Annotated in this window: 27 protein-coding genes, 1 tRNA gene and 1 pseudogene; 23 read left to right on the plus strand and 6 right to left on the minus strand. The window is 33.2% G+C overall.

What is annotated here, in order from left to right; translation table 11 throughout:
• Positions 1–4: 4 nt before the first annotated feature.
• From D4A81_RS05835 to D4A81_RS05870, 8 genes and pseudogenes are all read left to right on the plus strand, one after another.
• The gene (locus D4A81_RS05835; RefSeq protein WP_111524981.1) at positions 5–1060 is read left to right on the plus strand and encodes a DMT family transporter; all 1056 of its coding nucleotides are present in this window, start codon (positions 5–7) and stop codon (positions 1058–1060) included.
• A 72-nt stretch (positions 1061–1132) separates the two neighbouring features.
• The gene (locus D4A81_RS05840) at positions 1133–1558 is read left to right on the plus strand and encodes an Rrf2 family transcriptional regulator (RefSeq protein WP_111524982.1); all 426 of its coding nucleotides are present in this window, start codon (positions 1133–1135) and stop codon (positions 1556–1558) included.
• 113 nt (positions 1559–1671) lie between these two features.
• Complete coding sequence (locus tag D4A81_RS05845) at positions 1672–2433, plus strand: nuclear transport factor 2 family protein (protein ID WP_111524983.1); 762 nt, start codon at positions 1672–1674, stop codon at positions 2431–2433.
• Positions 2434–2450: 17 nt separating this feature from the next.
• Complete coding sequence (locus D4A81_RS05850; protein WP_111524984.1) at positions 2451–3989, plus strand: ABC transporter permease/substrate-binding protein; 1539 nt, start codon at positions 2451–2453, stop codon at positions 3987–3989.
• 13 nt (positions 3990–4002) lie between these two features.
• The gene (locus D4A81_RS05855) at positions 4003–4800 is read left to right on the plus strand and encodes an ABC transporter ATP-binding protein (RefSeq protein ID WP_111524985.1); all 798 of its coding nucleotides are present in this window, start codon (positions 4003–4005) and stop codon (positions 4798–4800) included.
• Between the two features lie 12 nt (positions 4801–4812).
• The gene (locus D4A81_RS05860) at positions 4813–5610 is read left to right on the plus strand and encodes a protein-ADP-ribose hydrolase (protein WP_111524986.1); all 798 of its coding nucleotides are present in this window, start codon (positions 4813–4815) and stop codon (positions 5608–5610) included.
• A 23-nt stretch (positions 5611–5633) separates the two neighbouring features.
• Positions 5634–6626 carry an SIR2 family NAD-dependent protein deacylase gene (locus D4A81_RS05865; RefSeq protein ID WP_111524987.1) on the plus strand — a complete coding sequence of 331 codons (993 nt, stop codon included), beginning with the start codon at positions 5634–5636 and terminating at the stop codon, positions 6624–6626.
• A gap of 138 nt (positions 6627–6764) precedes the next feature.
• Positions 6765–7289 (plus strand): annotated as a pseudogene (locus D4A81_RS05870) (GNAT family N-acetyltransferase); the annotation flags it as partial.
• Positions 7290–7460: 171 nt separating this feature from the next.
• Here D4A81_RS05870 and D4A81_RS05875 read toward each other — a convergent pair.
• A complete protein-coding gene (locus D4A81_RS05875; protein ID WP_111524989.1) occupies positions 7461–8972 on the minus strand; it encodes an ABC transporter permease in 1512 nt (503 codons plus the stop codon).
• Complete coding sequence (locus D4A81_RS05880; RefSeq protein WP_111524990.1) at positions 8969–9685, minus strand: ABC transporter ATP-binding protein; 717 nt, start codon at positions 9683–9685, stop codon at positions 8969–8971. Before D4A81_RS05880 ends, D4A81_RS05875 begins: the two co-directional genes overlap by 4 nt.
• 156 nt (positions 9686–9841) lie before the next feature.
• Between D4A81_RS05880 and D4A81_RS05885 the strand changes: the two genes are divergently transcribed.
• The 4 genes from D4A81_RS05885 to D4A81_RS05900 all read left to right on the plus strand — a co-directional run bounded on the left by D4A81_RS05885 (position 9842) and on the right by D4A81_RS05900 (position 12489).
• Positions 9842–10546, plus strand: a complete 705-nt coding sequence (locus D4A81_RS05885; protein ID WP_111524991.1) for a response regulator transcription factor — start codon at positions 9842–9844, stop codon at positions 10544–10546.
• Positions 10543–11766 (plus strand): sensor histidine kinase, encoded by a 1224-nt coding sequence (locus D4A81_RS05890; RefSeq protein WP_111524992.1) that lies wholly within the window; start codon positions 10543–10545, stop codon positions 11764–11766. The genes D4A81_RS05885 and D4A81_RS05890 overlap by 4 nt, the downstream gene beginning before the upstream one ends.
• A 94-nt stretch (positions 11767–11860) precedes the next feature.
• Positions 11861–12103 carry a hypothetical protein gene (locus D4A81_RS05895; RefSeq protein WP_007591856.1) on the plus strand — a complete coding sequence of 81 codons (243 nt, stop codon included), beginning with the start codon at positions 11861–11863 and terminating at the stop codon, positions 12101–12103.
• A gap of 8 nt (positions 12104–12111) precedes the next feature.
• Positions 12112–12489, plus strand: coding sequence for a hypothetical protein (locus D4A81_RS05900; RefSeq protein ID WP_162902553.1), 378 nt, complete (start codon positions 12112–12114; stop codon positions 12487–12489).
• A gap of 23 nt (positions 12490–12512) precedes the next feature.
• Here the strand turns inward: D4A81_RS05900 and D4A81_RS05905 are convergent, their stop codons facing one another.
• Complete coding sequence (locus tag D4A81_RS05905) at positions 12513–12710, minus strand: helix-turn-helix transcriptional regulator (RefSeq protein WP_007591857.1); 198 nt, start codon at positions 12708–12710, stop codon at positions 12513–12515.
• Positions 12711–12719: 9 nt separating this feature from the next.
• Entirely contained in the window at positions 12720–13226 is a 507-nt protein-coding gene (locus D4A81_RS05910) for a hypothetical protein (RefSeq protein WP_111524993.1), read from the minus strand.
• Between the two features lie 165 nt (positions 13227–13391).
• Here D4A81_RS05910 and D4A81_RS05915 point away from each other — a divergent pair, with 165 nt between their 5' ends.
• The 9 genes from D4A81_RS05915 to D4A81_RS05955 all read left to right on the plus strand — a co-directional run bounded on the left by D4A81_RS05915 (position 13392) and on the right by D4A81_RS05955 (position 22098).
• Positions 13392–14195: an endo alpha-1,4 polygalactosaminidase gene (locus D4A81_RS05915; protein WP_111524994.1), complete on the plus strand. Its 804-nt coding sequence runs from the start codon at positions 13392–13394 to the stop codon at positions 14193–14195.
• Between the two features lie 297 nt (positions 14196–14492).
• Positions 14493–15503 (plus strand): asparaginase, encoded by a 1011-nt coding sequence (locus D4A81_RS05920; RefSeq protein ID WP_111524995.1) that lies wholly within the window; start codon positions 14493–14495, stop codon positions 15501–15503.
• A 101-nt stretch (positions 15504–15604) separates the two neighbouring features.
• Positions 15605–16906, plus strand: coding sequence for a CAP domain-containing protein (locus tag D4A81_RS05925; RefSeq protein WP_111524996.1), 1302 nt, complete (start codon positions 15605–15607; stop codon positions 16904–16906).
• 214 nt (positions 16907–17120) lie between these two features.
• On the plus strand, positions 17121–17618 hold the full coding sequence (gene infC, locus D4A81_RS05930; RefSeq protein WP_111524997.1) for a translation initiation factor IF-3: 498 nt from the start codon (positions 17121–17123) through the stop codon (positions 17616–17618).
• A gap of 28 nt (positions 17619–17646) precedes the next feature.
• A complete protein-coding gene (gene rpmI / locus D4A81_RS05935; protein WP_007591879.1) occupies positions 17647–17844 on the plus strand; it encodes a 50S ribosomal protein L35 in 198 nt (65 codons plus the stop codon).
• 27 nt (positions 17845–17871) lie between these two features.
• Positions 17872–18228, plus strand: coding sequence for a 50S ribosomal protein L20 (gene rplT / locus D4A81_RS05940; protein ID WP_111524998.1), 357 nt, complete (start codon positions 17872–17874; stop codon positions 18226–18228).
• A gap of 55 nt (positions 18229–18283) precedes the next feature.
• A tRNA-Leu gene (locus tag D4A81_RS05945) sits at positions 18284–18367 on the plus strand.
• 87 nt (positions 18368–18454) lie between these two features.
• Entirely contained in the window at positions 18455–20200 is a 1746-nt protein-coding gene (locus D4A81_RS05950) for an ABC transporter ATP-binding protein (protein ID WP_111524999.1), read from the plus strand.
• Positions 20200–22098, plus strand: a complete 1899-nt coding sequence (locus D4A81_RS05955; RefSeq protein WP_111525000.1) for an ABC transporter ATP-binding protein — start codon at positions 20200–20202, stop codon at positions 22096–22098. Before D4A81_RS05950 ends, D4A81_RS05955 begins: the two co-directional genes overlap by 1 nt.
• 38 nt (positions 22099–22136) lie before the next feature.
• On the opposite strand, the gene D4A81_RS05960 is transcribed toward D4A81_RS05955, so the two are convergent.
• Entirely contained in the window at positions 22137–23807 is a 1671-nt protein-coding gene (locus D4A81_RS05960) for a right-handed parallel beta-helix repeat-containing protein (RefSeq protein WP_111525001.1), read from the minus strand.
• Positions 23808–24072: 265 nt separating this feature from the next.
• On the opposite strand from D4A81_RS05960, the gene D4A81_RS05965 reads away from it, so the two are divergent.
• Both D4A81_RS05965 and D4A81_RS05970 read left to right on the plus strand, forming a co-directional pair.
• On the plus strand, positions 24073–25632 hold the full coding sequence (locus tag D4A81_RS05965; RefSeq protein ID WP_111525002.1) for a hypothetical protein: 1560 nt from the start codon (positions 24073–24075) through the stop codon (positions 25630–25632).
• 19 nt (positions 25633–25651) lie between these two features.
• A complete protein-coding gene (locus D4A81_RS05970) occupies positions 25652–26383 on the plus strand; it encodes a HEAT repeat domain-containing protein (RefSeq protein ID WP_111525003.1) in 732 nt (243 codons plus the stop codon).
• Positions 26384–26556: 173 nt separating this feature from the next.
• Here the strand turns inward: D4A81_RS05970 and D4A81_RS05975 are convergent, their stop codons facing one another.
• A complete protein-coding gene (locus D4A81_RS05975) occupies positions 26557–26967 on the minus strand; it encodes a PaaI family thioesterase (protein ID WP_111525004.1) in 411 nt (136 codons plus the stop codon).
• Positions 26968–26989 lie beyond the last annotated feature (22 nt).

Here is a 26989-nt window from a genome sequence, read left to right on the forward strand (position 1 = left end):
ATATATGAAAAAGAGCGGAAAAAGTATAGCGGTCATTATGGCATTACTTGCGGCAACATTCTATGCAATAAATACTCCCTTTTCAAAAATTCTGTTGGAAAAAGTTACACCTACATTTATGGCTTCTTTTTTGTATCTTGGAGCAGGAATAGGTGTAGGTATAATGTATCTGCTTAATTCAAAAAAAGAGAAGAAAATTGAAAAGCTGTCAAAAACAGATTTACCATATACTGTCGGAATGATTGTGCTTGATATTTTGGCACCTATATTTTTAATGATTGGAATAAATATAGGCTCGGCTTCAAATGCTTCGCTACTTGGTAACTTTGAAATTGTAGCAACCACGCTCATTGCTATTTTAATATTCAAAGAGGTTGTAACATCAAGATTGTGGATTGCCATAGGATTTATTACATTTTCAAGTATAGTTCTCTCATTTGAAGGAAGCGGAAGTTTTAAATTCTCTTTAGGTTCATTGTTTGTAATACTTGCAACATGTTGTTGGGGACTTGAAAACAACTGTACAAGAATGATTTCGGATAAGAGTACATATGAGATAGTGATATTAAAAGGAATCTTTTCCGGTACAGGTTCATTTATAATAGCAATTATACTTGGAGAAAATATACCCGGAATAAAATATATTTTTATTTCAATGTTGCTTGGATTTGTGGCATATGGTCTCAGTATATTTTTATATATAAGAGCACAGAGAGAGTTGGGCGCCGCCAAAACAAGTGCATACTATGCCATAGCCCCTTTTATAGGTACTTTTTTATCATTTGCGGTAGACGGTGACAGATTGTCAGAAGTTTATTTTATCGGACTTATCTTTATGATAATCGGAAGTGTGATTGTAGTATGTGATACAATGTTAAAAAATCATATTCACTATCATATACATACTATTGTTCATACACATAACGGCTCAACACATAAGCATGTAATTAAGCACGAGCATAATCACTCTCATTTGGGTTCACAAGAAAAGCATTGTCATAATCATGATGATTATATAAACAGTATGGAGCATAAAAGAATGCATGAGTCGGGTGTATAGATTTATATTTAATGTAAATATTGACATTACATTAAATGGGATATATTATTTTACTAAAAAAGGAGTATACAAATGCAGATATCAAGCAGATTTACCATAGCATTACATATTTTTGCATGTGTAGAATATTTTAAAGATAAAGAGAAGATAACCAGTGACTTTCTATCAGGTAGTATAAGGTCAAATCCGGTAATTATCAGAAACATTCTTTCTCAGTTAAAGAAAGCCGGACTTATAAATGTAGTCAGAGGAACCGGAGGTATAGAGATTATAAAAGATCCGTCAGAGATAACATTTTATGATGTTTATAAGGCGGTTGAAGCAGTAAAGGAAGATGGACTGTTTCATTTCCATGAGGAGCCAAATCCTGCTTGCCCTGTAGGGAAAAATATACATGGAATATTGGACGGTAAGCTTAGTGAAATACAGGATGCTATGGAAAACAAGATGAAAACCTATACTATTTTGGATATTGAAAAGGGTATAAAAGAGATTTAATACTAAAAGATGCTTGTAACGGCATCTTTTTTAAATTAGAGTATTGACAAGCTTGATGTAATGATTTATATTACATCTATAATAAATATTAAAAAATTTATGAGGTAAAAGTTATGTCAAATAAAATGGATAATGCTAAGAACTTATATATAAGAGGTATACAGGATGGAGAAATTGATGAAGTATTATCAAATTATATGGGGGAGAGCTATACGCAGCACAGTACAGGAGTGGGGGAAGGAAAAGAAGGCTTTAGAGCATTTTTCTTGGACTTCTTTAAAAGAAATCCAAGGAGAGAGATACAAATAGTTCGTGCAATAGAGGATGGAGATTTTGTTTTCCTGCATGTTTTACAAAACTTAAATGACGGTAGTGTAAAATGGATAACTATGGATGTTTTCAGAGCAAATGAAGCAGGAAAAATAGTGGAGCATTGGGATGTTATAGACGCTTATCCTGAAAGTATTGTTAATGAAGATCCGATATTGGGTGAGTTTTGTGTAAAAGATTTAGAAAAAACTGAAAGCAATAAGAAGACAATAAGATTATTTCTTACCGAGGTATTGCAGAATAAGGAATTGGATAAATATCATGACTATGTATCAAATGATATTATTGAGCACAGTCAGTGGATACAGCAAGAAAATACAGACTTTAAAGAAGCTGTCAAAAAGTTCGGAGTATACTATGATTTTGTTTTTAAAGTTATCGGACAAGGTGATCATGTAGTTGCATATTCTCAAGTGATAGTTGATGGAAAAGCGTATGCAATATTTGATTTATTCAGATTAAAAGACGGGAAAATAGTGGAACACTGGGATAATAGAGAAATAGTACCTTCAAGGGATGAATTAACAAATTCAGGTAAGTTTTAGTTTTTACAGGAGTAGTAATGTTAAAGGAAATAGGAATATTAGTAAGTACAAAATGGGATTTTTTTGGAAAACTTTTGATACAACACATTGAAATTTCAATCATTGCGGTTTTAATTGCAATAGTTTTAGGTGGTATAGTTGGAATTGCAATCAGCGAATATCAAAAAAGTGCGAAGCTTATACTGGGAGCTATCAATTTTTTATATACGATTCCATCTATTTCAATGCTCGGTTTTTTAATACCGTTTTCAGGAATAGGTAATGTCACTGCCATCATTGCTTTAACTATATATGCACTGCTTCCGATGGTAAGAAATACTTATACAGGAATGATAAATGTAGATGCAGGTATTTTAGAAGCAGCTAAAGGAATGGGAAGTACAAAAAAGCAAATACTTCTTAGAGTACAAATACCTCTTGCTATGCCGGTTATAGTATCAGGTATTAGAAATATGGTCACTATGACTATTGCACTTACAGGTATTGCCTCATTTATAGGAGCAGGTGGACTTGGAGTAGCTATTTACAGAGGTATTACAACAAATAATGCGGCAATGACTGTAACAGGAAGCTTATTGATTGCTGTTTTGGCGTTGACTGTAGATTTTATATTGGGATTCGTTGAAAAAAGAATGATGAAGCATGGTAAGGAAGCAAGAAAGCAGAATAAATTAATGGCTGTAACAGCATTGGTTTTAATTGCTTGTGTAGTTATTACAGGACTTATCCCCGGAAAAAATAAGAATGTAATTCATCTTGCAACCAAACCTATGACAGAACAATATATTCTGGGAGAAATGTTGAAACTTTATATAGAGAAAGATACAAATCTAACTGTTGATATTACGCAAGGAGTGGGTGGAGGAACATCAAATATTGAGCCGGCTATGGAGAGTGGAGAATTTGATCTCTATCCTGAATATACCGGAACAGGCTGGAATATGGTATTAAAGCACACAGGACAATACAGTGAAGAACAGTTTGATGATTTACAAAAAGAGTATCAGGAAGAGCTTGGACTTACATGGGATGTGATGCTTGGTTTTAACAATACTTATGGTATCGCTATAAAAAAAGATATTGCAGAAGAAAACAATATAAAAACATACTCGGATTTACAAAAATTAAACGGGCAGTTAATTCTCGGTGCAGAATATGATTTCTTTGAGCGTCAGGACGGATTTGACATGTTATGTAAAACATATGATCTTAAATTCGCTTCAACAAGTGATATGGATATGGGATTAAAGTATCAAGCTATCAACAGTGGTAAAATAGATATAATGCCTGTAAATACTACAGACGGACAGCTGGCACAAGCTAATGTGGTATTGCTGGAGGATGACAAAGCAATGTATCCTTCTTATCAGGCAGGAATGGTAGTAAGAGAAGATGTATTAAAAGAATATCCACAGATTCATGAAGCATTACAAAAGTTTGACAGACTGATAAGTGAATCTGATATACAAAGAATGAATTATGAGGTTGAGACTGAAAAGAAAGAACCTAAAAATGTTGCAAGGGCATTCTTATTAGAAAAGGGGCTTTTAGAATAGAAAGGAGCAGCTTATGTCAACAGCTATTGAATTTTCGCATATAAGAAAAAGTTATGGAGATACGGTAATTATTCCGGATTTGAATTTACAAGTAGAAAAGGGTGAGTTTGTAACTATAGTCGGTTCTTCAGGCTGTGGAAAAACTACAGCACTAAAGATGATAAACGGACTCTATGAACCGACCTCCGGAGATATTTTCGTGAATGGAGAAAATATTAAAAATATTGATATGATCAATCTTAGAAGAAGTATCGGATATGCTATTCAGGGAAGTGTATTATTTCCCAATATGACTGTAGAAGAAAATATTTCCTATGTCCCAAGACTTTGGAATAAAAATGATAAAGAAAAGACTAAAAAGGCAGTGGATAAATGGATGGAAGTAATAGGTCTGGACTCATCTATGAAAGACAGATATCCTTCTGAATTATCAGGCGGTCAGCAGCAGAGAGTAGGAATTGCGAGAGCATTGGCGGCATCTCCGGATATATTGCTTATGGATGAGCCGTTTGGAGCTGTAGATGCTATTACCAGAGAACAGCTACAAAATGAGTTGAAGTCTTTGCATAAGAAAACAGGTATTACAATATTATTTGTTACACATGATATTGAAGAAGCATTAAAGCTTGGAACAAAAGTTTTGGTTCTTTATAAGGGTGAGATAGAGCAGTATGCAAAACCATGTGATATAGTACAAAATCCGTCTACAGATTTTGTAAAAAAACTTGTAGAAAAACAAAGAAGGGCTTGCAACTTACCCGATGAGAGACTTATGGAATGCGAGTATTGCGGTGCAAATATAGTTTCATAACGGGAGGTCAATATGAATCAAAATGAAAGACTTGATTATCTTATAGAAGCTTTTAAAGAAGACTCAGGAGAGTATAGGAACTTAAAAGTACCTGTAGATACAGACGGGAAGAAAAGAATACTACGTTCTCTTATGAATATCAGAATGCCGAGGGAAATGAATATTGAGGTATTAAAAATACAAGATGAATATCTTAGAGAAGCTATAAATGAAAACGGTATAGTATATATTTCCGATATAGATAAAGCAGAAGACAATATCTCTATATGGCAGGGAGATATTACAAGGCTGAAGGTGGATGCAATAGTTAATGCTGCAAACTCACAGATGCTTGGTTGCTTTATTCCCATGCATACCTGTATTGATAATTGTATACATACATTTGCCGGTGTGGAACTTAGAAATGAATGTAACAAAAAAATGAATCAGCTGAAGATCCGCTATGGCAGAGATTATGAACAACCTACAGCAATTCCTATGCTCACAGATGCTTATAATCTTCCTGCAAAAAAGATTGTTCATATAGTCGGCCCTATTGTACAAGGGGGACTTAGCAAAAGGAATGAGGAAGATCTTAAAAACTGTTATAAAAACACTTTAGATCTTTGCGTTGAAAACGGATTGAGAAGCGTGGCATTTTGCTGTGTATCCACCGGAGTATTTCATTTTCCGAATAAAAGAGCAGCCGAAATTGCAGTAGCAACTGTAAGAGAATGGTTAAAAGAAAATCGAGGTAAAATGGACCTTGTAATATTTAATGTATTTAAGGATGAAGATAAGAAATATTACGAGAAAGAAGTTTCAGTATAAATTTGTAGAAGGAGGACTGTGCTATGGACAAGGTTTTTGCTAAAAGACCAAACGGTTATCAAGACTCAATATCTAAGGGAATAGCTGCGGCACACTACTTTAGAGGTAGAGCTTCATATGGTAAAGGCGGCATGGATGCTCAGATAAAAAGACTTAAAGAAGAAATAGAAAATGCCGATGCGATTTTGATTGGAGCCGGTGCAGGCCTCTCTACATCTGCGGGCTTTACATACACCGGTGAAAGATTTGATAAGTATTTCTTTGATTTTGCAAAGACTTTCGGTATAAAAGATATATATTCAGGCGGTTTTTATCCGTTTCCGAAGAAAGAGATATTTTGGGCATGGTGGGCAAGGCATATTTATTTTAACAGATATGTTGATGCGCCAAAACCTGTATATAAGGACTTATTTAACTTGGTTAAGGATAAGGACTACTTTGTAATTACCACAAATGTAGACCATCAGTTTCAAAGAGCAGGATTTGATAAGAAAAGACTTTTCTACACTCAGGGAGATTACGGACTTTTTCAAAGTACAAATCCGGATTGCAAATATACCTTTGATAATAAAGTGTGGGTAGAAAAAGCCTTAAAAGCGCAGGGATTTATCAGAAATGATAAGAATGAGTTTATTGTACCTGTGAATAAAGATATTCTTATGGAAATACCTACTGAACTTATACCGAAAACTCAGGAAGGTGATGATGTGACTACAAATCTTCGAGCTGATGATACTTTTGTAGAGGATGGAGGCTGGCATAATGCTTCAAGTAATTATGCTGATTTTATAAGAAGACATGAAAACCTGCATATACTCTTTTTAGAACTTGGAGTAGGAGCAAATACTCCTGTAATTATAAAATATCCTTTCTGGCAGATGACATATGACAATAAAAAGGCGATATATGCCTGTTTAAATTATGGAGAAGCCTTCTGCCCTGAGAAGATAAATGATAGAAGTATCTGTATTGACGGGGATATTGGAGAAATTCTATCACAGCTTAAAGAAAAGTGATAGTTCTAAGGCATATATTGAAACTATGTCACGAATAATATACAATATTAGTGACATAATAAAAGGATGTTCTAATTGATTTTAAAGTGGACGGTTTTTAAATATTAAAGCTTGACTACGTGAAGGAGTGGAGAAAATATGAGTATATTTACACCTGAAGTAAGCATAATAATAAAAGAAGCAAGACCTGAAGATGCAGTTAAACTGATTGAATACACAAAGATAGTAGGTGCGCAAACCGATAATCTAAGCTTCGGTAAAGAAGGAGCGGGAGATACACCTGAGGTAGAAGAGTTTATCAAAAGAATTGGTTCAGATTCAAAGTCTGTGATGTATTTTGCATGGAAAAATGATGATATAGTCGGATGTGCAAATATAAGCAGTATGAAGCGAAGAATGAGTCATAGAGCAAACTTTGCTATAAGTGTTGCCAAATCGGAATGGGGAAGCGGAATTGGAAGTGCACTTTTAGAAAAATGTATTTCCTTTGCAAAAGACAATGAAATAGAAATAATAAACCTAGATACAAGGAGTGATAATTTTCGAGCAATCAGCCTCTATAAAAAGTTCGGATTTGTAAAAATCGGCCGGATGCCTGCTTTTTCAAAAATAAACGGTGAATATATAGATGCGGATTTGATGTATCTGGACTTGAGAGAAAAAAGTAATAATAGAAGAAAAATAGAAGCATTTGAAAGATTAGAGGCAATAAGAAGAGAAAATAAAAAAGAAATTGATTTTAATAAAGAAAGAGAGGAGGCAATGAATAAAAAACATAAAATACAGCCTTAATTTCAATAAGTATCAAGACTGTATTTTTGCTAAATATCCCCTCTACCTCCCCGTTTTTATATCAGTTCTGTTCAGATAAAGCAATCCTATGGCAAAAGAAATAAAAATATAGAGTAAACAAGTTATTATTACAACAGGTAGATTTATTTCACCGGTTATATTTGTGCTGCCCATAGAGTATATAAGCATTGAAAAAGGTGTTGCATAGAAAAATCCCTTTACTGTGAGTAGAAGCCCTAAAATATTTCCAAGGAAGGCAAGGCCGACAGGTATTGCAAATGAAGGTATTATCAGTGAAAGTAAACACTGAAAGCTTGAAACGGCAATTATACAAAGTATACTTGCAAAGATTCTTAAATAGAATTCTTTCGGTATGCTTCCTGTAATCCCGATAAGCTTTCCTGAAACAATATAGATAAATGAAATCCATAACATACAAATAGTTGAAATGACAGCTACGGTAAGCCATTTATCTTTTAATACTTTGAAGCGTGAACTTGATGTAAGCATTATATTCCAGTTGGTTCCAAGATGTTCCATACGAAAATCAAGGCTTGCAAGTATGGCAATTAAAGGTGACAGGAAGAACATACCTAAAAATAATGACTCCTGTGTCCAAAGATCCGCCCAGTCAAATGATAATACTCCTTGATTTGAAAGGAAATTTATAATACCGATACCTGCAGAAATCAACGGAATCAATGCAAATGGAATCCATACTGGGTTTCGCTTCATCTTGATAAGCTCTACAGGCAATATGGTATGAGAATTTTTGCTTATTCTATGTACATGGGCAATCTTAAAATTACCTGTTTCAGGATTATTAAATACCGACAGACTAAGCTTATATGTAGTAAAGAAATATAAAAAGCTTATAAATATCGTTTTTATATCTATTGCATTCCATGAAAGCAGCATATCTCTTGTAGCAGAGTCATAATCCATAGTAACGGTACTTAAAGAAAAAAGTACGGACCATGGAGTAAGTGCCGCTTTACTTACAAAAGCAATGAATACACCTGCAAGTGTGCCTCCAAAAGCAATTGAAAGCGCTGCAAATTGATTCCTGAACTTCAAAGACAGCAGACATTGAAGCTGAAATATAATCATTCCGAAAATAATCTCTGCAAATTCAGTCTGAAGTAATGCAAAAATTGGGAATCCTCCACCAATCATGAATTTAATACCTAAATACAAAATCATTATTGTCTGTATAAAACAAAATAAAGCTATATGTATAAAGCCGAATAAAAGTTTGGAAGAAAAGAGTTTTTTCCTGCTTTCCAGTGTGGGAAGAGTATTCCACATATTTCCTTTATTTTCTATATCAATACATCTGCTTGCCAGTACCGACATCATAATGGAAATCAGCATTGTATTCAAAAACGGAATTGAACTGAAAATCATTTGCCATTCCTGTCCTTTAGGTAAATCTCCATATGAGATGTAGAAATAGTTTAGTCCTGTTACAATAAATAATAATGATAAGGAAATCAGGAATTTATTTTTTGTAAATTCAATGGATATTGATTTATTTAAACTTATTTGTTTCATAATGACTCCCTTTCCCCTGTAAGCTCAAGGAAAATCTGCTCCAAACTCTGATCTGATGATTCAAGATTTGATAGCTTTCCCTGATACAGCATTTGACCATGATTTATAATACCTACATAGTCAGCCATTTGTTCTATCTCATTTAGTAGATGGCTTGAGATAATTACAGTTATATCTCTTTCTTTCGGTAGGGAAGTTATAAGTTTTCTAATCTCCATTATTCCGGCAGGGTCAAGGCCGTTGGTAGGCTCATCCAATATAAGTAATTTCGGATCTCCGAGAAGTGCCATAGCGATACCGAGCCTTTGCTTCATACCGAGTGAATAAGCGGCAAGCTTTTTATCTCTTTGTTCGTAAAGTCTTACTGTTTTCAGAGCTTTTTCTATTTCAGCTTCTTTAACACCTTTTAACTTTGCTATGATTTGCAAATTTTCAAGTCCTGTTAAATGAGGATATCCTCCGGGATTTTCTATAAGGCTACCTGTTTGATGAAGCAGATTTAACAGATTCTTGTTTGAAACTTTTTTACCAAAGAGTTTAATCTCTCCCGAGTCTTTTTTTATAAGTCCTAAAATCATTTTTAATGTTGTACTTTTTCCCGCTCCGTTGGGTCCGAGAAATCCGTATACACAGGATTTAGGTACACTCATTGATAAGTCATGTACACGATTTTTTTTAGATAAATTTTTTGTTTCAAGTATTGTATCAGCCATTGTTTTTCTCCTTTTGCTTGATATGTGAGTATGATAATAACTGAAGATTAACTGAAGATTATCTCTACATTATGATTACATTAAGAAAAGTACTTTTATATAGCGACTTTACTTAAATACGATATAATAAGAAAACAAAATAATTTAGGAGTATATATGGAAAAGAAAGATTGTAAAATCCTGATAATTGATGATGAAGTAGAATTATCAAAGATTTTAGGAAATATATTAAAAAATGACGGATATACTGATATAGAATATGCCGATAATTTAAAGGAAGGAAGAGAGAAAATAGACAGCACTCAGATTCATCTTATTTTACTTGACGTAATGCTTGGGGACGGCAACGGATTTGATTTTTATGAGGAATTAAAAAGAGTCGGCATATTTCCAAAACTTCCTGTTATATTTCTGTCGGCAAGAGATGAGGATGAAGACAAACTTCACGGTCTTGGACTGGGGGCGGATGACTATATAACAAAGCCCTTCCTACCGAAAGAATTGTTGCTCCGTATCGGTGCGGTACTTAGAAGATGTTATTCGCTTGATGAAAATACATCAGATATTGTTTTAGGTGAAAGCAGAGTTTCTATAGAGGGAGGTATTGTAAAAAAGAATGGAGATGTCATAACTTTGACAGCCAAAGAACTTACATTATTTTCAATTCTTTATAGAAATAGAGGTAGGATAGTAACTACAGATATGCTTTGTGAAGAGCTTTGGCCGGACGGCAGTTTCGGACTTGAAAATTCCTTGATTGTACATATGCGCCATTTAAGAGAAAAGATAGAAAAAGATCCTTCAAAACCGATTTTTTTAAAGACGGTAAGAGGTCTGGGATATAAGATGGAGAAGATATGAGAAAAAGCTTGGAGAGAAGATTGCAATTTATACTGTGGGTACTTGTTTTTGCCATAGCCATATTGTTTGTGGATTTCATAATCTGTATAGCTGTGATGTACAAAAGCTCAGATATAAACTATACGGATGCAAGCGAAATAATGGACGGCTTATCATATAATACCGGTGAGTATGTTTTAAGTGATGAAGAAAGTACACAGTTACAAAAGAATAACGAATTTGCTTTTTTACTTGATAATAATGGGAATATTATATGGTATGAAAATATGCCCGAATCTTTGAAAAAATCAAAGTATACTTTACAGGATGTGGCGAAGTTTACAAGGTATTATCTGGATGACTATCCTGTACGTACTTATACAGTCAGTGAAGACCGATTGCTGATAGTCGGAAAGTTGAATTCGGATATATGGAAATATACTCTGGAATATGATGCGAATAATGTTTTGACTTTATTAGAAATGACTCCTTTATTATTTATTTTTAATATGATTTTATTTATTTTTGTTTCGATAAGGATGTATAAATCAAGGCAAAGAAGAATAGAGGAAGAAAGGGTAGAGTGGATTGCCGGAGTTTCTCATGATATCAGGACACCGCTTGCTATTATTTTAGGCAATGCACAAATGATTCCTAAAGAAAGCAGTATGGATGAAATAAAAAGAAAGTCTGAGATTATTGAAAGTCAGGGACTTCGTATCAGGGGCTTGGTTGAGAATTTAAATATTACAAGTAAGCTCGATTTCGGTACAAAGAGATTTGAAAAAAGCAAGGTTTGTTTAAGTACACTTATCAGAAAGATTGTAAGTAATATGATAAATTCACTTGATATTGATGCACAGTCTAAGTATGATTTTGAACTGAAAATAGATAATGAGCTGCAAAAATATGAAATTTCATTAAACGAAGAACTTTTTGAAAGAGCCGTTATAAATCTTTTAAACAATTCTTTTCGCCACAATCCTGACGGATGCCAAGTATATATAAATCTATATAAAGAAAATAAGAAGGTTGTTTTGGAGATAGGAGACAGCGGAAGCGGAGTGTCGGCTGAAATTTTACAAAGACTAAATCAAAATGCATATGCTGAGACCAAAAGTGTCGGAAAACATGGACTTGGACTTAAGATAGTAAAGAAGGTAGTGGAGTTTCATAGATGGAAGGTAATATTTACTAATGGCAAGAATGCAGGATTTGTTTGCAGGATGGAAATAAAATAGGTAGTAGGGAAGATTGACAGGGATTTATTATAATGTTATTCTATAGATACAGGTGGGAATTCCCACAATTTAAGCGTTTGTTTTAGAGGAACTTATGAATACAAGTGTAAGAGAATATGATGCAAAGTTAGATTCAAAGAAAAGGATCACTTTAAGAGGATGTATATTTGAGTACTACCATGTGAAAGAGAAAGAAGACGGTACAATACTGCTTGAGCCTCGTGAACTTAGAGAGCCTTTCCGAATTTCTGAAAATACATTACATATGATGGATACAGCAGTTGAAAATATTAAAGCCGAGATTACATCAGATGAAATCGACTTATCTGAGTTCTAAGGTGAGATATGTATAAAATAAAATTGGGTGTACCTGAAATGAAAAAATTTTGGGATACTCTTTCATCAAAGATAAAGAATAATACTGCAAATAAGGATGAAGAAAAGCAATATAAAAAGATAGGTAAAGCACTTAAATTATTGTCAGAAAATCAAAGATATCCGGGACTGCAAACACATGAGATAGACTCTTTATCAAAGAGATACGGATTAAAGGTGTGGGAATCATATTTAGAAAATAATACTCCGAGAGCAGGTAGGATTTTTTTGGTGTACGGACCGGAAAAAAATGATATTACTGTTATCGGCTTGGAACCGCACCCTGATGATAAATCTAATGCATACAAAAAGATTACATTATCTAAGTTTGGTGAGGAAGTCGGTTAAAAAATAAGAGGGCAAGCACCCTCTTATTCTTCTTCCCAGAATAATTCATCCAAAGTCTTATCAAGTGCGCGGCAGATGGATAGGCAGAGGCGAATTGTGGGATTGTAGTCTCCCTTTTCTATAGCATTTATTGTTTGGCGGCTGACCCCTACCAGATCTGCAAGCTGCTGTTGTGAGAGATCTTTGGCGGCTCTGGCGGATTTTAATTTAAGGTTTTTCATAGTTCTCCCTTATTCCTCATCTTTTTTACACCTGTCTATAATCAATTTTATTACCAAGTTTAAAGCTAAAATAATAATGGCAACAGCTGCAATAAGATTTATGCCTTCTCTAAACTGTAATACCCCATCTTTAAACAATGTGTGATTTGATACAGACCTTATTAAGTAGTAGGCATTTAATAAAGATATAATGATATAGGTGATAAATTGCTTTATATAATTATTCTTTTTATAACTGCCGCAGGCGTCATTAAAAATAATATAAGTATTCAGTACAATACCTGATATAAAAAGTATTATAACACTTATGAGATCATTTGAAATAGGTAATGATACAGTATCTTTTGTGAATACGTGTAAAATTGAAAGTATCATTACGGTAAAGTATGCATAAGTATAACCGCGTCCTCTGACAGCCAACTGTCTTTCATCATATTCTTCTTTCGACTTTTTTGAATTAAAAGCCAAAACTCCAAATACACCTACAAAAAATAAACCAATCATAATATATTCCATAAAAACTCCTTTCAGACAAAATGTCATATATGTTTTACACCATCAATATAACTCTACAATTACATTATGTCAAGTATATTTTACCTTATGTAAGATTATATACTTGATTAAAACATTTATAATTGATATAAATAGGATGTATCAACTATAGAAAGGAGTTTTCCTATGAAGAAATTCGGGGTAATCGTCTTGGCTGTTGTCTGCGGTCTTGTTCTTTTTGCTTATTTTATGGCAGATAAATATTACGGTGTATTTATAGGAATCAGCAAAGAAGATGGAATAAAGCTTAATAATTACGAAGTTCTTGTACTTGAACCAACAGACTATGATAAAGATGATATTAAGAAATTACATGAGAAAAATAAAAAGATATATGCCTATCTTAATATAGGATCTTTGGAAAACTATCGTCCATATTATGAGAAGTTTAAAGGCAAAGTCTTGGGGAAGTATGAGAACTGGGAAGATGAATACTGGATGGATGTGTCTGATAAGGAATGGCAAAATCTTGTTGTAGATGAACTTGGAAAAAATATCTTTGATATAGGTTTTGACGGATTTTTTATTGATAACTGTGATGTATATTATCAGTTTCAAGATGAAAAGATATTTGATGGACTTTGTTCTATATTAAAAGGATTACAAAAATATAATATTGATACTATAATCAATGGTGGTGATACATTTGTGAGTAAATGCATTGATGAAAAGATTGAAAATGAACTATTTGATGGAATAAATCAGGAGTGTGTATTTACGGATATAGATTTCGAACATAAAAAATATAATACAAAAAGTTTGGAAGAAAGAGAATATTTTACAGAATATTTGCAAAGAGTGAAGTCATATGGACTACAAATATTCATCTTAGAATATAGAGCCGACAACAAGACATTAAAACAGATTGAAAATTACTGCAATGAAAATGGCTTTTATTGGTACAATGCAAAAAGCCTGGAGTTAAGATGAGAGGAAAAGCTGATAGATATAAGAGTTTAAAGATTAAAATGGCACTAATTCTATTATCATTCCTGTGTTTTGCGTAAAAATATATTGTAGACAATATACAAGGATAAGTTTAATAGAATTTTATGAAAATACATTCAAATGATACTTTAGGTAGTTCCCCAAAATAAAAAAATAGAGTAGAATAGTTAAGATTTGAGAATATATAGGGCGTTACTAAGTATAACTATAAGATTTTATGAAAATTGCTAACATTTCCCGATTTCTTGGTGTGTTATATATTAGTAGTAAGGAGTGAAAATGAAAAAGATTTTAGTAATCGGTACAGGTGGAACTATTGCATCAAAACAAATGGGTGAGGGATTGTCTCCGGCACTTTCAGCACCTGAAATTTTAACTTTTGTACCTGAGGTAAAAAAGTATTGTGAAATAGATGTACTTCAAATTTGCAATATTGATTCTACTAATGTCTCTCCGGCAATCTGGCAGGATATAGCCGGAGCTATTGAAAAAAATTATGATGGATATGATGGATTTGTCATATTACATGGTACCGACACTATGGCATATACTTCAGCGGCACTCAGCTATATGATACAAAACTCCAGAAAGCCTATAGTTATAACAGGAGCACAAAAACCTATAAATATAGACGGAACAGATGCCAAAGTTAATCTAAGAGATAGTATACTCTATGCATGTGATGACTATTCACAAAATATAGTTCTAGTATTTGATGGTAATGTAATAGCAGGTACAAGAGCAAAAAAGATGATGGCAAGATCATTTAATGCATTCCACAGTGTAAACTTCCCTATATTGGCAAGAATACAGGAGGAGCATATCATTAGATATATTCCATATATACCTATGAGAGAAAGAGTAAGATTCTTCACAGAACTTAGCGATTCTGTATGTGTTTTGAAGATGATTCCGGGAATGAAAGAAGGTATGTTGGCATATTTATTTGAAAACTATGACTGTATAATAATAGAGAGTTTTGGTGTGGGAGGTATTCCCGACAATATGCTTGATAAGTTCTATGAAGAGATGGAGAAATGGCAGGAGATGGGAAAATTTATTGTTATGGCAACACAAGTTGTAAATGAAGGCTCTAACATGGAAATTTATCAGGTTGGTCAAAAAATAAAGAAAGACTTTAATCTTATAGAAGCATATGATATGACATTGGAAGCAACTATTACAAAGCTGATGGTTTTATTAAAAAGATATACATCATATCCTGATTTGAGAAGATCTTTTTATGAAGAAATAAATTATGATATATTATGTGCCTTTGAAAGGGTATAATCTTTCTATAATAAATTGAAAAAATCAAATCTTACTATTGTATTAAGATGTAAGTTTATGTTAATATATTTTTAAATGTTATGAAATGTTTGGAGATAAATATGGGTTGGAAAAAGAAAGCCTTGAGCTTTGTTTTTATATGTATTATGAGTTGCCTTTTTTCAATGGTAGCTTTGGCGTCACCGCCTGCTTTGGAAGGGTGGAAACTAAATGACACCGGTTGGTGGTATAGAAAATTGGATGGAACATACCCAATCGGATCTTGGAAAAATATAAATAATAAATGGTATTATTTTGACGATAACGGCTATATGGTGAAAGATTCCTGGGTAAGTAACTACTACGTTGGTTCTGATGGAGCTATGCTTGTAAGTACAGTAACACCGGATGGATATAATGTGCTTGAAAATGGCGAATGGGTAGAAGAAAGTCAAGCAGAAGTTCAAAATAATACTATGGAGAATATTCAAAGTCAGAATTCAGATCAGAATGAACCGGGACCTGAAGTAGAGGATTCTAATATTAATAAGAGCGAAGAGCAGAACTTGAGTGTTGATTTAGATGCAAACAATGATTCTATTAAAGAAAAAAATGTAGGACCGGTTGCTACTGAATCTGAAAAGGATGAGATAGGGCCCGGAGCTGATAAAGGTAATGAAACAGAAGAAAACGATAGTGAATCAGAATCGAAGTCAGATTATGGTAGTGGTAAAGTAGAAACAGATAGTAATGAAAGTGGAGTAGGGCACAATACAGATAGTAATAATAACAGTGTGAGTCCTGATGCTGATACAAATAGTAATTCTGTTAAACATCCTACTACAGTTATTCAGAATGATGACAATAATGATAGATCAAGTATAGTAGATGAACTTTTATGTTGTGGTTTGAGCGAGGAAGAAGCGAATCTGTATTATTTAATAAATGAATACAGAGAGAGCCTTGGACTTAGTAGATTGTCATTCTCAAAATCTTTAACTAAGGTAGCAAGGGCACATGTTAAGGATTCACATGATTATACTCCAAGGTTACAGCTTGATAACAGAGGTATTCAAGGTAATTTACACAGCTGGTCAAAGAATGGAAAGTGGAGTGGTGGTGCATATACACCTGATCACGCTTATGCTGAACTGATGTGGGATAAACCAAGGGAGCTTACTGCTTATCAGGGAAGTGGTTATGAAATATCTGTATATCATAGTATAGGCATAGATCCTCAGTTGGCACTTGACTTGTGGAAGGGTTCAAGTGGGCATAATGATGTAATAATAGGAGCAGGTGATTGGTCATTTATAACAACTATGGGCGTAGCTATGGATAAGAACTATTCTCATGTATGGTTTGGAGGAGATGAAGATCCGGAAGGATATTATGATATAGAAGGATATGATGTAGTGCATTAATAAAAAAACATTATAAATTTAAAAAAAGAATTGACAAACATATATAAAACTGATAGTATAGGCAATGTTGAAAGAAAGCAGGTTCGCCTCACCTTAGCACAGGAGTGACTTTGGTTCATATAAGCATTTTTTGAATGATTATTTGGCGGATAGTTTTCTATCTGCCTTTTTATATTGGTAAAGAGAATGGAGGTATAAAGGTATTAGCGAACAATTGATTAACGAACAGATTAAAGTTAAAGAAGTTCGTCTTATTTCATCAGAGGGTGAACAGTTAGGTATAGTTTCAATAAATGAGGCAAGGGAAAAAGCAGAGGAAGCAGGCTTGGATTTGGTTCTTATTGCTCCAACAGCAAAACCCCCTGTTTGTAAAATTATTGATTATGGTAAATTTAGATATGAACTTGCCAGAAAAGATAAGGAAGCAAAGAAAAAACAAAAGACAATAGAAGTAAAAGAGGTTCGTTTATCTCCAAATATTGACACTAATGATCTTAATACTAAAGTCAGTTCTGCTAGAAAATTTTTAGAAAAGGGCAATAAGGTTAAGGTTACACTAAGATTTAGAGGTAGGGAAATGGCAAGAATGTTTAAGTCCAAGTATATACTGGATGATTTTGCCGAAGCTCTTTCAGAAGTGGCAACAATTGACAAACCTTCTAAGGCGGAAGGTAGAAGTTTGGTGATGTTTTTATCAGCAAAGAAGGCTTAAAGATATTGTTATAAAAGGAGGATTCATTATGCCAAAGCTAAAGACAAACAAAGCAGCAGCGAAGCGTTTTAAGAAAACAGGAACAGGTAAGCTTGTAAGAAACAAAGCTTATAAGTCACATATCTTAACTAAGAAGTCAACAAAGAGAAAAAGAAATCTTAGAAAAGATATCGTAACAGATGCTACAAACGCAAAAGTTATGAAGAAAATTTTACCATATCTATAAGTTGACGAAGGGTTAGGAGGTTTTTAAATGGCAAGAGTTAAAGGTGCTTTAAATGCAAAGAAAAGACATAATAGAGTTTTAAAACTTGCAAAGGGATATAGAGGAGCTCGTTCAAAGCAGTACAGAATTGCAAAGCAGTCTGTAATGAGAGCTTTAGCAAGTGCTTATGCAGGTAGAAAAGAGAGAAAGAGACAGTTCAGACAGCTTTGGATCGCAAGAATCAATGCAGCTGCAAGAATTAATGGTCTTTCATACTCAAAGCTTATGCATGGACTTAAGGTTGCAGGTGTTGATATGAACAGAAAGATCCTTGCAGATTTAGCTGTAAATGATGCTGCTGGATTTGCAAAATTAGCAGAAGTTGCAAAATCTAAGCTTGCATAATAATATTTTTTGTATTATACTATGCCACATGAGTATTTATTATGTGGCAATATAGGCAGAAATGGCGGAATTGGCAGACGCGCACGGTTCAGGTCCGTGTGATAGTAATATCATGAGGGTTCAAGTCCCTTTTTCTGCATCAATCTATCTAAATATTGTAAGGTATTTCACTTTAAAAGATTGTACATTATGTGCAATTTTTTTTTATTAAAGAGAGGAGAGAAATATGTTAAAGGTATTGGCAAAATATATAAAAGAATATAAAGTTGCTTCCTTACTCACAATTGTATTCATAATAGGTGAAGTGGTATTTGAATTGCTGATTCCATATATGATGACCTATATAATTGATAAAGGCGTAGCAATTAACGACTTTAATGCAGTAATAAAATACGGTTCGATAATGATACTTCTTGCCATTCTAGGGCTTATATGCGGAATAGCTGCGGGAATTTATGGTGCAAATGCCTCAGCCGGTTTTGCCAAAAATTTACGAGAGGGAATGTTTAGAAATATTCAAAATTTCTCTTTCTCAAATATTGATAAATTTTCCAGTGCAAGTTTAGTCACAAGACTTACAACAGATATAACTAATGTACAAAATTCATATCAAATGATACTTAGAATGTTGATGAGAGCTCCGGCTACACTTATTTTTGCTTTGGTTATGACGGTAACTATTTCAAGAGATATGTCGGTTGTATTCTTTGTAGCTATTTTCTTTTTAGCTACAGCCCTTGCTATTATAATAGCAGTAGCTTTTAAACTCTTCAATCTTGTATTTGAAAAATATGATGCTCTTAATGCAAATGTTCAGGAAAATATATCCGGTATCAGAGTTGTAAAATCATATGTTCAGGAAGAAAGAGAAATATCTAAGTTTGATACAGCAATATCAAATTTATATAAGCTGTTTGTAAAGGCAGAATCACTTGTTGTAATAAACAATCCTTTGATGATGCTTACAGTATACGGATGTATAATAGCTCTTTCATGGTTTGGTGCACAAAGAATCGTGTCAGGTACACTGACTACAGGAGAACTTACATCTCTTTTTTCATATATAATGAGCATACTTATAGCTCTAATGATGCTTTCATTTGCATTTGTAATGATCACCATATCAGAGGCAAGTGCCAAGAGAATAGCGGAGGTTTTGGTAGAAGAAAGTGATATCAAGTCAAAGGATAATGCTTGTAATGAAGTAAAAGATGGAAGTGTAGACTTTGATAATGTAAGCTTTTCATACAAAGCCGGTATAGGAAAACCTGTACTTTCAAATATAAATATACATATAGCATCAGGTCAGACAATAGGAATACTAGGTGGAACAGGTAGTGCAAAGTCTTCACTTGTAAATTTGATACCAAGACTATATGACGCCACTGGGGGAAGTGTCTATGTAGGTGGAAAGAATGTAAAAGATTATGATTTAAAGGTCTTGAGAGATTCAGTTAGTGTGGTTTTACAAAAGAATGTACTTTTCTCAGGTACTATAATTGACAATCTTCGTTGGGGGAACGAGAATGCCACATTGGATGAAATAAAGAAGGCCTGTGAGCTTGCATGTGCAGATGAGTTTATTGAGAGGATGCCGGAAAAATATGATACTTGGATAGAGCGAGGTGGTAATAATGTTTCAGGAGGTCAAAAGCAAAGACTTTGTATTGCAAGAGCTCTATTAAAGAATCCTAAAATTCTAATACTTGATGATTCCACATCTGCCGTAGATACTGCTACAGATGCAAAGATTAGAAAAGCTTTCAGAGATGAAATACCAAATACTACAAAGATTATTATTTCTCAAAGAATATCATCTATAAAAGATGCAGACAAGATAATAGTACTCGATAAAGGTAAAATAGTAGGATTTGATACACATGAAAGATTGTTAGAAACCAATGAAATATACAAAACTACAGCAAATGCACAGTCAGAGGGTAATGCTGATTTTGATAAGGCAGGTGTATAATGGCAGATATAAATAGAGAAAAAGGTGGAATAAATCAAACTATACAGGTTGTTGCAAGTGATAGCATGAAAAGAGTTATAGCACTTTTATTAAAAAACTACAAGAAAAGTATATTCATTGTATTTATATGTATATTAATATCGGCAATAGTTAATTCTATTAGTGCTTCAGTAATGCAGGATATTATAGATAATTATATTATTCCTCTTACAAAAGAAAGTGTTCCAAACTTTACACCACTTGCATTGGAGATAACAAAACTTATAGCTATATTTATTATAGGTGTACTGGCATCATTTGCATACAATAGGATCATGGTTAATGTAGGACAGGGTACTATGCGTGATATAAGAAGAAATCTTTTTGCACATATGGAAAAACTTCCCATAAAATACTTTGATACACATGCCCATGGCGATATAATGTCTGTATATACAAATGATACAGATACTCTGAGACAGTTTATAGGAATATCATTTCCACAGCTAATAGAGGCGATATTTTCTTTAGTTGCAGTATTCGTCACAATGATTCTTTTAAGCCCTATAATGACTGTGGTTTCAGTCATTATGATCTTTATTTCAGTGCAGGCTTCAGGTAAGGCAGCCGGTCTTTCCGGTAAGTATTTTGGAATACAACAGAGCACTTTGGGGCGTGTAAACGGATATATAGAGGAGATGATAAGCGGTCAAAAGGTAGTTAAGGTATTTAACTATGAAGATAAAAATATTGACGGATTTGTAGGTATCAATAATGAACTTTATGAAGCTGCTTCCAAGGCAAATGGTTATGCAAATATACTTATGCCTATTGTGGCTCAGATCGGAAACTTAAGCTATGTTGTTATTGCTGTAGTAGGAGGTTATCTTGCTATAGGTGGACATTTTGGAGTGTCAATAGGAACAATTGCAGCATTCCTTTCACTTGTGAAGGCATTTAACAGACCATTTATGACTGTTTCACAGCAGCTCAATGCAGTAGTTATGGCAGCTGCCGGAAGCCAAAGAGTATTTGATCTTATGGATGAGCAAGTAGAAGATGATGAAGGATATGTAACATTGGTAAATGTAAAGATAGATACTAAGGGTAATATTTTAGAATCTGAAAAGAGAACCGGTATATGGGCATGGAAGCATAAACATTCAGATGGAAGCATTACATATACAAAGCTTGAGGGGGACATTGTATTTGAAAATGTTGACTTTGGATACAATCCGGAAAAGATAGTGTTGCATGATATAAATCTTTTTGCTAACAAAGGACAAAAGATTGCCTTTGTGGGATCTACCGGTGCAGGAAAGACAACTATAACAAATCTTATAAATAGATTTTATGATATTCAAAACGGAAAAATCAGATATGATGGCATCAATATAGAGAAGATAAAGAAAGATGATCTTAGAAGATCTCTCGGTGTAGTACTTCAAGAAACAAATCTTTTCTCAGATACTGTTATGGAAAATATAAGATATGGTCGTCCTGATGCTACAGATGAGGAATGTAAGGCTGCTGCAAGGCTTGCAAATGCAGACGGCTTTATAGAGAGACTTCCAAATGGATATGATACCTTCTTACATGAGGGAGGTACAAATCTTTCCCAAGGTCAAAAACAGCTTCTTTCTATTGCAAGAGCTGCAGTAGCTGATCCTCCTGTACTTATTCTAGATGAAGCTACATCATCCATTGATACAAGGACAGAGCAGCTTGTTCAAGCAGGTATGGATTCTTTGATGCTTGGCAGAACCACATTTGTCATTGCACATAGACTTTCAACTATTAAAAACTCAGATGTAATAATGGTACTTGAACAAGGTAGGATAATAGAGCGTGGCTCGCATGAAAGCTTGTTGGAACAAAAGGGAAGATATTATCAGTTGTATACCGGGAGGGCGGTATAACCCCAGAAAATGCCGGGTAGTTTTTACCCGACATTTTATTATTTATTGTCATCAAATGTACAGTTAGTAAATTCTATACCATCATTAATTTTTTCTTTGTAGGTATTATCTTTGAAACTGCAATTTTCAAATACTATATCATGTGAATCGGTATTGCTTATAAATACATTATCATAATCAACTTTATTTCCGGTAATTTTACAGTCCTCAAATTTTATATTATTACAATAGTTCATAATAAACTGTTCAAATCCTTGACTGTCACGAAGTACACAATTTTTGAATAATATATTGTCAGTAGATTCCAGTTCAAGCAGACCATAGGTACATTCGTATATTTGTGTATTTATTACATTCATATTTGATGTTAGATAGGAGCTTATGCCATAAGTACCACAGCCAAAAAGATTACAATCTTCTATATTGACTCCATCAACATCTGAAAAATAAAGCACATTGCCTGTACAACTTCCCTTTTCAACATTATGCCCTATAGTCAATCCCTTTAAGCTTATATTGCTTCCACCATAAAATTCAAGTACATTGTCTGATGCAGAATTTATAAGAATATTTACATTTGCACCCGGTTCAGCTTCCAGCCTTAAGTGATCAGTATACATTAAAATATTTTCCTTTTTAGTTTCTTCATATTCTGAGATTTCATCTTCATTCAAATCAGAAAAATTGTATGTTCCTTCTTTAAGTATAATCTTTGTATTACTTTTTAAGCTTTCTGCAAGCTCATTTATATTTGATACTGTAATAATGTTGTGATAAAAATAATTTTCTCTATCATCATATTCTTTTGACCCTTTTCTTAAATATATAAGTGGTGTCGGATCTGTATATTCATCTTCCTGATCCTTCTCTATAAGGATAAGTTTATTATCATCCACAAGAGTAAGTTTTATATTCAGCTTTTTCTTAGTGCTTGCACCCTCAGGCACTACCGGTTCATCAAAATTTGCACTCCAAAACTCATTAGCAATTCCGGTATATAATTCCTCATTGTTTAATGTAAGACCTATTTGTTCCAAATCATTTCTACCATTATCAGTCTGTCTTATGATATGGTAATCGGCATATAATTTATCCTTTATTTCATATATATTTATACTAGATTCAAAAGTTTTTCCATCATTTGTGTTTAGGGTATTAGGTATATGACCTCCTACAGAGACTACTTCCCATTCTCCTACAAGTTTAGGTGAATCTTCTTCTATAGAGGTAATCTTAGGCATTTTATCCTGTTTTACAAATACAATATTGTCATCAGTGACTTCGAACATGTCAGGACATCTCATTTTATCACCCTTATTCAAAATTTGTGCATAAAATACTTCTTTCTTATGGGGATTTACTTTATGAAACTCCAGTTCTACCATATCTGCATTTTGATTCCATGTACAAGATTCAGCATCCACATGTACATAATAATCTTCATAACCTTCAGCTTCAGGTACTATTGATCTGCAATGGAAGCTTCCATCCTCATTAAAGAATAACTCAACAGTTCTTTCCCACCCTAAAGAATCATCCTCACACAACCAGTAGGTGTTTTTTATTGATCCAATGGCAGTGTCAGTACTATTTTCCTGAACTGTAGAAGAACTTTTGTCTGCATCACTTTGCTTGGATTTATCAGTACATGCAGTACTAAGAAGCAGCACACATAAAAATATTGATACAAGCTTTAATTTTTTTAACATCTCCATACCTCCTATAATTTATAATTTGTTTTTATCATGTATAAATTTAAAAGTATAGTATCACATAGATAATCTTTTGGAGAAACCTACATGGTATTCATTGAATACCATTGATAATTGGGTCATTTAATATAAAATAGCAAGATAAATATATTGACATTTTCTTGACTAAACCTTACGATAGTATTTAGATATAATTAATATAAAACAAATGATCATATAATATAGAATATGTATATTGGTGTGAGTTAAAGAGGTGTAGGATATGTCAAAACGAAAGATTTGTCAGAGTGATATAATAAAATATATAAACGAAGAACTTCATATTCCACATTCAAAATTGTGTACAGTGATAGATAGTATTAGACATGGAAATATTACAGAAACAAGAATTAGTGAAGTAAAACGTGGAAAGAGAAAAGGATATAGAGAACTTGAAAATAGTGAATCTAAATTTTACGAAGAATGTTTTACAACTAAAAAACCGGATATTGGATTTCAAAGTATAAAGGATTTTATCAAACGTGAAAACTTAATTTTCCCAAATTGTAATGGACTGATTGACGATGATTATAAATCATATTCTTTACGTATGTTAAAGTATGGACTGGCAAATTGTAATTTACCCTCTGATCCAAAGAATACAGTATTAGATGAAGAAGATTATGTATCTATAGAAGAACCTGTAGTAGAAATCAAAGAGGACATTGCTGTAGAAGAGAATGTGGAGACTTCAAATGAAATTAGTCCGGCGGCAAATAATCTATATATGTATAAATATATAAAGAATATAAGAGAGAATTGGACTTATGTATTTTTATGTTTTGTTTGTATAACCTTTGTTTCTATAATATTCAGTATATATAATATTTCTGCAATAGATATTTTTCTGTGGATGAATAATTTATCTCCGGCGGTATTTTTCAGTCTGGCATTATTTATTGCAATATCTACTATTATTTTTGGTATTGTTGACAGCGGTATTGCAGTTTTAATTTACAATCAAAAAAATAAAAATAGTGAAAAATTAAATTATAAAGATATATATATGATTGCCAAGTATGGTGACATAGATAAAATAATACAGGGCAGTGGGAGATATGATCTGGGAACGAGTCATATATTATATTCATTATTTTGTAATATTACGGGTGCATTATGTGTCTTGGCATTATATAGTTTTCTAAAAACATTAAATGACTTTGATAGCTTTGTGAGGTCAAGTCATTTTGCTACAGTGGCCAATATAGCTCTATTGTTTGTGTTGATATTGGTATTTGTAAACAGTTTTCTATTATTTACAAGAGAACCAATGGAAGAGTTTCATGATATAGTAGAAAATCCGGATACATTGAGAATGAGTAGGTTAAGCGTTATTGCAAATAATATTCATATTATAGTAAATGTATTCTTTTCATCTATGGGAATATTGTTTGCATTTATATATGGGTTTTCCGGCTATAATGCAAAGATTAGTATGTCACCTATGTTTGGTCTTGTACTGATAGGACTGTATTCATATTTGTGGTTTTCTTCCACATCACCATATGCTGTGGAATTTAATGCACAATGTGCAGGTTCTTTTTTACTGCTTGTGCCATTTATAGCATCTGTTACATCACTATATACAATGATGTGTTTTTATACTTCCACATCCCATATGATTAGTATAGTTGTCAATGTAATGGCAGTAATGGTATGGCTTGTGTGTCTACTTTATAAGGGAGATAGAAAATTAGCCGGAGTAATGAGGAATAATAAGATTTATTTTTCTGTATATGCAACACTACTAGTCTTGTTTTTTGTTATATTGAATTGTATTTAAATTATGTAAGGGAATTATTATGTTAAGTAAAGAAAATTTGGAAGTGCTATATAATGAACTGGCAGAGCATGAGTTTCCTGATGGTGAAAGGATAAAATTTATTGATGAACTAGGTGCTTCTAATGAGTTGGCATATCATTATGAGCTTATTTGTAAGGAATGGGAAGAAGATAAGGATTTATATCTAGATAGAAGCTTTGACAGGCATGGAAGAGATGGGCTTGAGTTTTTGTTTGACCGACTTAATGGAATTGAAGATGAAAGATTAAAGGTATTTACAGTATATCTTATAGCAGGTATCCTTTCCAAACTAAGGCATATGGATTTTTATTTTGAGTTTTGCAAAAAGCTTAATCCGATTTTAGCTTCTTTACTTGAAATTAATGATAATACTCTTCGTCATAAGATTATAATAGCTTTTGGCTGGATAGGTTCAGTAAATGATATTGATATTTTAACAAATAAAATACTTGCAGATGAAGATTCACTTTGTAGGGCTTGGGCTGCATCAAGCCTTATGCAAATGTCATTTTTTGGGTTGAATCAAGATATACTTAGAGAAAAGACAAAGTCAGTATTTGCTCAAGCTATAAATGTAGAAAAAGACTTATATACTTGTGGTATTATGATAAAGTCAGCTCAAACTTTGTTTGGTAAGAAATGGATATCTGCATCTGCTGTAGAAAATATCGATATTAAAAAAATAGAAAAGGCAAGAAAATCTGCCATAAGATTTTTGAGCAAGGGGTAAAAGGTAAATATTGAATTAAGAAGATATTTTAGCCTGATATCTTTTTTATTTTATAAATATCATTTTAGCTTAAAATTATGTGAATAAAAGGGCTTATAAGAATTACACTAAAATTACACATTCTTGTTTAATAAAATACCCGACAGAGCGAAATCACTTTGTCGGGTATTTTATTATAATTCTATAGGTTTTCCAAGTGACATAAAAGAGAAGATTCCAACTGCAAGTTCTACACCGTCCTGATCGGTGATGGACAGGTTGTAGACCAGAATCTTTTTTCCTCTTTTAAGTTCTGTGGCTGTTGCATATAGTTTCTTTGTATTAATACCTGCACGAAGATAGTGAATACTACCATCTACAGTGGTAACATATTCACCATGTGAGCAAGCTGCAGAACCTCCTGCAATATCGGCTATAGTAAACAGGCATCCGCCATGTAATGAACCTATGGGATTGAGCAGTTCCGGGCTTGTGCTCATTTCTGCCTGTGCATATCCTTCAGAAATCTTTGTAATACGTATACCTAGTAAATTAGCAAAGCTATTTTTTTGATTGCGATACATTATAAGCTTTTCAAAATCCATGAATAAATCTCCTAATTTGTAT

The organism is Lachnoanaerobaculum umeaense (assembly GCF_003589745.1).
In the GTDB taxonomy this organism is placed as follows: Bacteria; Bacillota; Clostridia; order Lachnospirales; family Lachnospiraceae; genus Lachnoanaerobaculum; species Lachnoanaerobaculum umeaense.

Bases quoted from the DNA above. Each gene is read 5' to 3' on its own strand.
- D4A81_RS05880 (WP_111524990.1), bottom strand. From the start codon at position 9,685: ATGGCTGATACAATACTTGAAACAAAAAATTTATCTAAAAAAAATCGT.
- D4A81_RS05910 (WP_111524993.1), bottom strand. From the start codon at position 13,226: ATGGAATATATTATGATTGGTTTATTTTTTGTAGGTGTATTTGGAGTT.
- rpmI (WP_007591879.1), top strand. From the start codon at position 17,647: ATGCCAAAGCTAAAGACAAACAAAGCAGCAGCGAAGCGTTTTAAGAAA.
- D4A81_RS05960 (WP_111525001.1), bottom strand. From the start codon at position 23,807: ATGTTAAAAAAATTAAAGCTTGTATCAATATTTTTATGTGTGCTGCTT.
- D4A81_RS05845 (WP_111524983.1), top strand. From the start codon at position 1,672: ATGTCAAATAAAATGGATAATGCTAAGAACTTATATATAAGAGGTATA.
- D4A81_RS05835 (WP_111524981.1), top strand. From the start codon at position 5: ATGAAAAAGAGCGGAAAAAGTATAGCGGTCATTATGGCATTACTTGCG.
- D4A81_RS05955 (WP_111525000.1), top strand. From the start codon at position 20,200: ATGGCAGATATAAATAGAGAAAAAGGTGGAATAAATCAAACTATACAG.
- D4A81_RS05950 (WP_111524999.1), top strand. From the start codon at position 18,455: ATGTTAAAGGTATTGGCAAAATATATAAAAGAATATAAAGTTGCTTCC.
- D4A81_RS05975 (WP_111525004.1), bottom strand. From the start codon at position 26,967: ATGGATTTTGAAAAGCTTATAATGTATCGCAATCAAAAAAATAGCTTT.
- D4A81_RS05965 (WP_111525002.1), top strand. From the start codon at position 24,073: ATGTCAAAACGAAAGATTTGTCAGAGTGATATAATAAAATATATAAAC.
- D4A81_RS05865 (WP_111524987.1), top strand. From the start codon at position 5,634: ATGGACAAGGTTTTTGCTAAAAGACCAAACGGTTATCAAGACTCAATA.
- D4A81_RS05920 (WP_111524995.1), top strand. From the start codon at position 14,493: ATGAAAAAGATTTTAGTAATCGGTACAGGTGGAACTATTGCATCAAAA.
- D4A81_RS05855 (WP_111524985.1), top strand. From the start codon at position 4,003: ATGTCAACAGCTATTGAATTTTCGCATATAAGAAAAAGTTATGGAGAT.
- D4A81_RS05850 (WP_111524984.1), top strand. From the start codon at position 2,451: ATGTTAAAGGAAATAGGAATATTAGTAAGTACAAAATGGGATTTTTTT.
- D4A81_RS05905 (WP_007591857.1), bottom strand. From the start codon at position 12,710: ATGAAAAACCTTAAATTAAAATCCGCCAGAGCCGCCAAAGATCTCTCA.
- D4A81_RS05925 (WP_111524996.1), top strand. From the start codon at position 15,605: ATGGGTTGGAAAAAGAAAGCCTTGAGCTTTGTTTTTATATGTATTATG.
- D4A81_RS05900 (WP_162902553.1), top strand. From the start codon at position 12,112: ATGTATAAAATAAAATTGGGTGTACCTGAAATGAAAAAATTTTGGGAT.
- D4A81_RS05890 (WP_111524992.1), top strand. From the start codon at position 10,543: ATGAGAAAAAGCTTGGAGAGAAGATTGCAATTTATACTGTGGGTACTT.
- D4A81_RS05875 (WP_111524989.1), bottom strand. From the start codon at position 8,972: ATGAAACAAATAAGTTTAAATAAATCAATATCCATTGAATTTACAAAA.
- rplT (WP_111524998.1), top strand. From the start codon at position 17,872: ATGGCAAGAGTTAAAGGTGCTTTAAATGCAAAGAAAAGACATAATAGA.
- D4A81_RS05970 (WP_111525003.1), top strand. From the start codon at position 25,652: ATGTTAAGTAAAGAAAATTTGGAAGTGCTATATAATGAACTGGCAGAG.
- D4A81_RS05915 (WP_111524994.1), top strand. From the start codon at position 13,392: ATGAAGAAATTCGGGGTAATCGTCTTGGCTGTTGTCTGCGGTCTTGTT.
- D4A81_RS05840 (WP_111524982.1), top strand. From the start codon at position 1,133: ATGCAGATATCAAGCAGATTTACCATAGCATTACATATTTTTGCATGT.
- D4A81_RS05895 (WP_007591856.1), top strand. From the start codon at position 11,861: ATGAATACAAGTGTAAGAGAATATGATGCAAAGTTAGATTCAAAGAAA.
- D4A81_RS05860 (WP_111524986.1), top strand. From the start codon at position 4,813: ATGAATCAAAATGAAAGACTTGATTATCTTATAGAAGCTTTTAAAGAA.
- D4A81_RS05885 (WP_111524991.1), top strand. From the start codon at position 9,842: ATGGAAAAGAAAGATTGTAAAATCCTGATAATTGATGATGAAGTAGAA.